The following is an 8,206-nucleotide window of genomic DNA, read 5'->3' as shown; positions in this document are numbered from 1 at the left end:
GGTCGAGGCCTACAATCGCCTCATCGGCACCGAGGACCGCATGGAAGGCATCGCCGCCTTCAACGAGAAGCGAAAGCCCCAGTTTCGCAATCGCTAGCGCCTCCGGCGGCGGCCGCTCCCGTATGGAAGATCGCGTACGCGATCCCTTTCGACAACCCGCAGACGCATGGTGACAAGCTCATCGCCTCGGCGTGCGCGTCCGGGCGGTCGTCGAGTTCGATCGAGGCGGGACGCTCAATGCTGCCAAATTTGTGCGGAGCCAAAGCACTGGCGCGGCTGTCCAGTTATTATGCTGCCATGCAGACAAGACTGGTTTGCCTAAACTGGAGTGTGTTCAGGAGCTCTTGATCGCGCAGACTCGTCCAGAATCTTCACCACCTCGCTAGGCTTTTTAGCCACCTCGTAGCTCCAACGACCAAAGCTGCCTTCCGCATTGACCGCGTTGATCCATCGAATTGCGGCGGCCTTCTTTACCGCCTCTTTGGGATCGAATCCCTTCGTTTCGACAATCACGTACCGCTCTGACTCTCCCTTCAACCGGACGATGAAATCGGGCAAGTACTCGTGGGTTTGTCCGTTATCCACGTACGGAATGCCGAATCCCAGTCCAGCGTTCTTGACGAACGCCGCCGTAGCAGGGTGAGTGTCGATGAGATAGGTTGCCGATTGCTCCCAAACGAGCGTATCCGCAACGACGAAATTTACATGGCTGCGGCGGACCTCACGAACGTCACGACTGGTCCAGAAATCAACCTCGGCGGTCGTACCAGCGCTGCGACGGGACTCGTAGCGCGGTACTTCGGGCGCCTCCCCCGCGCCCGCATCCGGCCGAATGGCTTGGGTCAACCTTTCAAGAATCCATCCGTAGTACGGCGACAGGAACGCATCCCGGCGATCGGATGGATCGAGCGGTTTGACTTTTTCCGAAACATAGCGTTGCGCGATCAGCAGTACCTGCGGAAAAAGCGCGTGGGCCGGAATCTCGCAATGCTTCCCGGCGGTGAGCTCGCGAGTCAGATCCTGTGCGAGATCGAACAGGAGTTCCTGGAGCCGGCGGCCGGCGCGGTAGGGATTCAGAGTGACCTGGGAAATGCCTCCCACCCCATGCAGCGATGGGCGGCCGTCGTTTGTAGGCAAGGCTCTGGCCATCTCGACCTCGGGCGGGATCTTGGTGGGGTCCAGCACCAATTCCGGTACGGAATCCCAATCGATCACCACTCGGTTTCGAAGCGCCTGAGAGTAACCCTCCACCCTTGGGAAACGGATTTCAAATCCGCTTTTGGCAGGCAGCGCATGCACGTGCCATCGCTTGACCGGCGGTGGCGCCGCTCCACCGGCATTCGCCTTGAATGGCACGATCTGGTACGGCACACCGAAGATTTGCGCCACTTCTTCCGAAAACTTGCCTTCTTCGTTCAACTCGTAACGCGTCCTGCGCAAAGCGCGACCCACGACTTGCTCGCAAAGCAACTGTGACATGAATGGACGCAGTCCGACGACATGCGTGACTGTGTTGCAATCCCAGCCCTCCGTCAGCATGCCGACACTTACGATGCAGCGTACGTCTCGACCCGGGGGGTGCATCGGACGTCCGAGTTTCGCGATGAGCTCGGCAAACCCCTGCGGAAAAATCGGCCGACCCAATTGGTCCGTCGGCCAAAACACCTTACCAATAGTATCGAGCGTGAAGCGCATCCACCTCATTTCGTCGGATTTCGCTTCGCCCGTATCGGTTTCGCTCACAACCTTGGAGTCGACGCGGATCGTGTTTATGTCCCGGCCCGAATTCCGGAAAGCTTCAATCTTCGAATGAGGAATGCCGGAAGGCGGTTTATCCTCGGCCAACCAATCGTAAATGACCTTGGCTATTTGCGTGTTCTTGCAAACGATGATGAAAACCGGAGGTCGCGTGTCTTGCGGGTCGGCGCTCTTGCGCACCCACTCCAGCTCCCACAAGCCGGCGAGCATGGCGATCGGAAGATGGGCGTACTTCAGGATCGCTTCGGGCTTTGGCGCAGCCTTTCTGCCACCCCGCTCACTTGCCGTGAGCTGCGGCAATATCCAGTTCCAGATATTGAAATAGCCGGGGATCGATGCCCCCGTGGTATCGCGCACCGCGAACTGGGGGATCTTTACCAATCCCGATTCGATCGCATCGATCAGTCCGAAGTCGCTGACCACCCACGGAAACGGCCGGTTGGCTGCCGCTCCGACTCGCCCCAAGTAGTACGGGGTGGCGGAAAAATCGATGCAGCAATTTATTCCGCGCAGCTTCTGCACCCTGTCCAGTCCATCGATCCAGACGGTGGCTTCCCGATAGAAATCTTCCAGCCCCTCATCGTCGTCTTCGTCTTCGTCCGGTTCGTCGCGACGGATGCGATAGGCGTGATGCGCTTCATCATTCAGGACCAAGAGGTTGCGCTTGCCGCCGATCTCCCGGCCGAGCACGCGGTCGATCAGAGCAGTGTCGCTTTCGACATAGCGCACGGATTCGACTTTGACCTTGGCAAGCTCGCCGGACCTGTCGCGAATCTCTTCGATGACGTCGAGCAGCCCCGCCGCCACCTGCCGGTCAAAATCGTCCCGCTTCAAGTAGCGCGTCCCCCGCGCGGTCGTGGTCTTGTCGCTGATAGTGATTGTCTCGATGCGACGTTCGGCCCGGCCCGCCTTTATCACCTTTGCACCCGACGCACCTGCCGGGGCTTGCGGCTCGAACACATGCCAGTTCGTAACGACGACTCTGCCCTGCGTCAACGCGGGCATCATGTCGTGCGGTACAAGATCCCGGGTACGGTACAGGCTTGCCTCACCGGACTCGGGATCAAGCTCCCGCAACCGGTCCCGAATCGTCACGTTAGGACAGACGATCAGCACCACGTCGGAATACCGCGCGTCGGAACGATTTGCCTGCTTGTTGAGAATGCTCCAGGCGGCGAGCATCCCCATGACGGTGGATTTCCCGGACCCTGTCGCCATCTTGCAGGCGTACCGCGGGAATCCCGCGTAGCCTTCCGATTTCTTCTCGTCAGAAGGCTCATCCCGTGGCACTTCAATTCCTTGACGGAAGTCTGCCCGCGCTTCGAAGAGGAAAATGGCCGTCTCTGCCGCTTCGCGTTGGGCAAAAAACAGGGGATGCTGCCGCCCCTCGCGGGACCAGTAATTCAAGAGCTCCAAGGTTGTCCGGGATGCGCCGGGATAGCTCTCTTTACGCCACGCCGCCATCTGCCCGCGGATGCGCGTAACCAGCTTCATCTCGATCATCGTGCCCGTGTCGGTTTCGGCGGAACCGCGGGTTCCAGAACGTGGATCGCGATAGAAATAGTGCGCAAATCGCCTGCCGGAACGCTTTTCCGGTGTTTCACCGGGAACGATCCACCAGTGCGCCTGGGGTTCCTCGAAGGGCGGGTTCAGGATTGGCTCGGCAACTTCGAAATTGCTCACGGCGCCTCACCGAACGCACGGCAGATGCCATCGAGTTTTCGATCACTTCCGGATGAATTTCCTCCGGTCGCATGAGCGCGGCAATCTCATGGTAGCGAGTGTGAGGAAAGCCATGCAATCCCGCAGTCTCCAGCATGGGCGGAATAATCAGGGTCCGTGCCTTCGTCGTACGCAAATAGCTCTCGACCAGCGGCTCTGGCTTGAGAGGATCTGCAAGGAAGTCTTCGCGGAAAATACGGACTAGGTGTTGACGCATCTCCTCCACCGAAGGTCCGGCCGCGTCCTCACCCAACTGTTGCCTGACGAACTCTTCCAGCGCCCGAGGATGGATCAGATAGCTCTCGATCTCATAACGCGACCATCGCAGCCGCTGAAGCCCCTGTCCGCTTATTTCGGTCTGATTGAGGCCGGCGACAGCATCCCCATCGATCAGCTGGAGGCCGGGCAATCCCGGCTTGACGAGCTGCAGTGCGTCGTAGTGGTCCCTGGCCTGGATTCCTGACGCGCCAGGTCTCTGCTGAATCACGCGAGCTTTCCACAACAAGCGAGTAGTCAACAACTCGAGTGCCCTGTGTCCAAGCACTCGTGCCCATGCCCTCAGCACGTCCATGTCCGTGTAATCGTCGACGTACAGCACGCCCGGCGCATTCTCCGCGAGCATGATATCGGTGTGAGTGAGCACACCGAGCGATTCGATCAATTGCGCACGCTCCTGGGTCGTAGACAGCAGGCGCGGAGCACCATACATCAGGCAAAGTTCGCGCGGATCCACGCTTTCGATGATGACCTCAGAGTGTGTCGCAATGATGAGCTGTGAATTCGTCAGCGCGGCAACAGACCGCAGTTCTCCATAGATCGCGTCCTGCAAAATCATATGCAAATGGGCATCCGGTTCATCCAATAGGAGTACCGACCCTGGCCGGGTGTGCAGGAAGGTCAATAGCATCAGAACCTGCTGGAACCCGCTTCCCGCGCTCGCAATGTCGTATGCGATTTGGGTTCCCGGCCGTCGATATTCGACGACTATGTTTGCGCCAACGACCGGCGGCAGAAGTTCGTAGTTGAATAAACGCCGGATCGCGTCCTGAAGCGGACCCCAAGCCGGGGATTGATGGGCCTTGAAGAGCAGATTCCGGATGACCTCCCCCGGTCGCCCTTGCGCAAGGAGGCTGTCAACCGTTTCATCGCGCGCATAGAGCGGCTCTTCTCTCGAAAGGCCGGTCATTGGCGGAATGAAGACAGTCGAAAGAGTCGTCGAACGCGCCGCAACCGGGTCCACAGTGGCACTTGGATGCGCCTTGATCTGCTCGGTCGTGTCGTGCCAGATCTCCATGTTCATTGGCGCGCCCCGGTCAAACTGCAATGAGATTTCGATCGGCCTGGCAGTGCGACGTCCCGTCCACAGCAGGTCGAATTGCCTCAAGGGCACCGCGGCGAATGCCTGACGCGCTATAGGTGCATATTGGTAAGCTCCGCCGCGCCGGTGGAAGTTATTGAGATTTTTCCAGGTACGGAATGCCAGCTCCCATACGGCAATTGCTTGAAGCAACGTAGTCTTGCCCATGTTGTTCGGCCCAGCGACGACGGTATGGCCGGGAAGTTCGAACGACACCTCGTCGAATCGCTTGAAATTTCGAACGACAACTCGTACGAGTTTCATTTGGTGTCTCTCAGGTCCTGCGTCACCATCAATTCGTTTCCACGATCGTCGATTACCTTGACCGCAATTTGCTTGTGCGTGCCTGCCTCGAAGGGCACCGAAACATTGCCCGCCAGATGGGCCCAGACACTATCTTCGTATTCACCCTTCAATGCCCGCTTCAGATTGTCCCAGGCCTGAGTTCGAGGAAAAAATGCTTGCGAAACGTGAAACGATAATCCGTTGTAGTCGGTATCGAGCAACCATGCCGGCACATCGTCTCCCTTCTTGTGCATGACCTGCATAGTGGCCGGATCGAAGACGTCCAGGCCGAGCAGCTCGACTTCGAACCACAGACCGCCTCGCTTTTCTTTCGACGTTTCGTGGGCTGGCGCCTTCGTCCCTCTGACCGCAATCTCCGGTAGGCCGCATACGGACAGGATCTGGGAGGAGCGCATATTCTTGAGCAGATCGCCCATCATCAAATCCGGCGTGGCCTGCACGTAGGTGGCCGGAATGCCTACTGCCTGCTCGCAGTTCTCGATCAGTTGCCTGGCGGGCGGCTGGATGGCGAAGCCGATCACGTAAAGGTGTGAATAGTTCTTGGCCGTGGCCTCGCGTGCCGCCTCCCAGACCAGGCGCTCGGCGATTGCGCCGTTTTCCGGCCCAAACACCAGTGCAACCGGCTTGCCAGAAAACGGCAGACTTACGCGGTTGGCTTCATCGGCGGCCTGTACGGCCTCGTCCAATCGAACGGACTTCCCTTTGCCGGAGGGATCGACCACCGCTTCAGCCGAGAGAGAAAGCGTCTTCGCGGGCCGGCGCAGATTGCGGAAGGTTACCGTCGCACCCCCACCGATCTGCACCACCGGGGAGTGGCGCAGAATTTCGAGCATTCGATCGACAATGGTTGCTTCCGCGTTCGCTGTCTGGTCGGGAGCCTCTTTCTTAGACGCGGGCTCCGCATCTAGTCCCATCGCCGTCGGGATCGTCGCCTCAAACACGAACGGACCCGTAACTCGGGTAACGCCCTTCAATTCCTCAGGACGATCCACGAGCACCTCCTCCTTGGGAGGCTCATTGTTCGCGATCGATCCCAAGGTGATATGAGGCACGATCCCGCCGACTTCGTCGCCCTTCGAATTCTGCCGGCGCTTGTAGATGAATCCTCCCGCGGGGCCTCGCGTTTCGTCCTTCAGCCCGTACCAGGGAAAGGTGGCGGTCAGGAGGCGCTGGCGAGCGAGAGCCAATGGGACTCGGGACGTATCCATCGTGATCCAGCGGCGACCCCATTGTTCGGCGACGTAGGCGGTTGTGCCGGAACCGCAGGTGGGATCCACCACCAAGTCACCCGGATCGGTTGCAAGCAGCAAACAGCGTTCGGCGACCTTGGTGTTGGTTTGTACGACGTAAATTTTCTCGTCGGTAAAGTTGCCGGTAAGCGTATCCGTCCAGATGTTTCCGCGCTCCGTGTAAGGGAAATCGTCTGCATACCTCCGATATCGAAGACTTTCTTTCGCCGCATGCAAGCGCCCAGCTTTGGCTAGTACTTCCATTCCCTTCGGAAAACTTGCCTTCCAGTGCGACGTGGATCCAGGCCTATATGGTTTGCCGTCGAAGATAAACGTCTGGTCGGTACTTGCGGCTCCTTGTCCTTGGATATTGTCAGGAATGTAAAGGCGAGCATCCTTTGGCAACGGAATTTCTCCACGGCGCTCAGCAGCCGTAACTCCGCGATAACTTCCATCTGGAAGGAGTACCCACTTTGCGTTTCCCTCACCCAAAATAACCGGCTGAGGAGCGAAAAGCTTGCGTACTTTCACTCTTCCTTTGTCGCGCGCATACCAAAGCAGAAAGTCACCGAGAGTCGCGATTGTCGATGTCTCGAAGCCCGACGTAGTTTGAAAGCTGATCTGAGAGACGAAATTCTCGGCACCAAACACTTCATCCAGCAACTCACGCACATGGTGCAAGTTCTCATCAGAGATCTGCACAAAGATCGAGCCGGTCGGAGCGAGCAACTCCCGCGACAGGAGCAATCGGTCGCGCAAGTAAGTCAGGTAGGAATGCAGACCCAATTCCCAGGTATCGCGGTAGGCCTGCACCATTTCCGGCTCGCGCGTCATGTCCTCATCGTCGTTGTGCGTGACGTCGCGCTTGCGCACGAAAGGCTGGAAGTTCGAGCCGAACTTCACGCCGTAGGGCGGATCCATGTAGATCATCTGCACCTGTCCGCCGAGCGACTCGTAATGAAGCAGCGAATTCATCGCGACCAGCGAATCGCCAAGGATCATGCGATTGACCCAGTCGTCCTTGTATTCGTAGGCCCTCAGCACCTGTTCGTGAATTGGACGCTGCGGATCGGCGAACAGATCGAACAGACCCAATTGCCTATCGGCGCGATGACCTTTCAGAGTCTCGAGGATGGCACGGGTCGACAGACGCTCGTGAATGAAAAGCGGTAACGTCGGCACATCGAACGAGGTCCTCTCGGGCTTTCCGGCCCAATTGAGAAAAGGCTTTCCGAGCGCCGCCAGTTTTGCCGCGACGGACTTGGCCTCGTCGAGCGTCGCCGCCTCCTGCAACTGCCGCAACAGTGCCTCGCCCTCTTCGCGAACGGGATTGCCGGCATCCCATTCGAGCGAGGGGGCCAGCGAAGAATCGTACCGGTAGGTCTTTGGCGGCGCTTTCTTCCTGAACTGCGGTTGAGTGCCGACGTCTGGCCGGGCGAGCGCTTCCTCCTTGTGCCGGTACTCGGCCGCTTTGGCGAGCTTGGGTCGGGAAAGCTTTTTCTTCACCGGTTTAAGGACCGGCCGTTTTTGTTTTGCCATTGCGAGTCCGTGAATGGTTCGGAACATTTTAGACCCAGTCCGCAGATCTCGCCCATGAGCTTGGTGCGCTATGCTGCGTGTCGGCATCCGGCCACTCGGCGGGATCCGGCTGCATTACTAATGCTGCCAATTTTTTGCTCAGAGCCGCGCCTGGCGCGGGATAGCGGCCAAAATGCTGCCATCGACCGAAAAGGAGACCAAATGAAGCACGATCAGGATCACGCGGCGCAGTTCCGGCACATCGACGACATGGAATGGGAGACGCTGCGCTTTCCCGGGCAGCAAAGCAAGATGC

The 8,206-nt window shown here is 58.6% G+C and carries 4 protein-coding genes; 1 reads left to right on the top strand and 3 read right to left on the bottom strand.

The window, feature by feature from the left end:
* Positions 1 to 97 (top strand): enoyl-CoA hydratase (locus SGJ19_21740; GenBank protein MDZ4782880.1); only part of this gene is annotated, 97 nt, incomplete at its 5' end.
* A 221-nt stretch (positions 98 to 318) separates the two neighbouring features.
* Here the strand turns inward: SGJ19_21740 and SGJ19_21735 are convergent.
* Genes SGJ19_21735 through SGJ19_21725 form a run of 3 tightly spaced genes read right to left on the bottom strand, consistent with a single transcriptional unit; the run spans position 319 to position 7,911 of the window.
* A complete protein-coding gene (locus SGJ19_21735; protein ID MDZ4782879.1) occupies positions 319 to 3,441 on the bottom strand; it encodes a DEAD/DEAH box helicase family protein in 3,123 nt (1,040 codons plus the stop codon).
* Complete coding sequence (locus SGJ19_21730) at positions 3,359 to 5,101, bottom strand: AAA family ATPase (GenBank protein MDZ4782878.1); 1,743 nt, start codon at positions 5,099 to 5,101, stop codon at positions 3,359 to 3,361. Before SGJ19_21730 ends, SGJ19_21735 begins: the two co-directional genes overlap by 83 nt.
* Positions 5,098 to 7,911: a site-specific DNA-methyltransferase gene (locus tag SGJ19_21725; GenBank protein ID MDZ4782877.1), complete on the bottom strand. Its 2,814-nt coding sequence runs from the start codon at positions 7,909 to 7,911 to the stop codon at positions 5,098 to 5,100. Before SGJ19_21725 ends, SGJ19_21730 begins: the two co-directional genes overlap by 4 nt.
* Positions 7,912 to 8,206: the final 295 nt, after the last annotated feature.

This window comes from Planctomycetia bacterium, assembly GCA_034440135.1.
In the GTDB taxonomy this organism is placed as follows: Bacteria; Planctomycetota; Planctomycetia; order Pirellulales; family JALHLM01; genus JALHLM01.
Note: the sequence above shows the minus strand (reverse complement) of the source record. Positions and strands in the feature narration are given on the sequence as shown.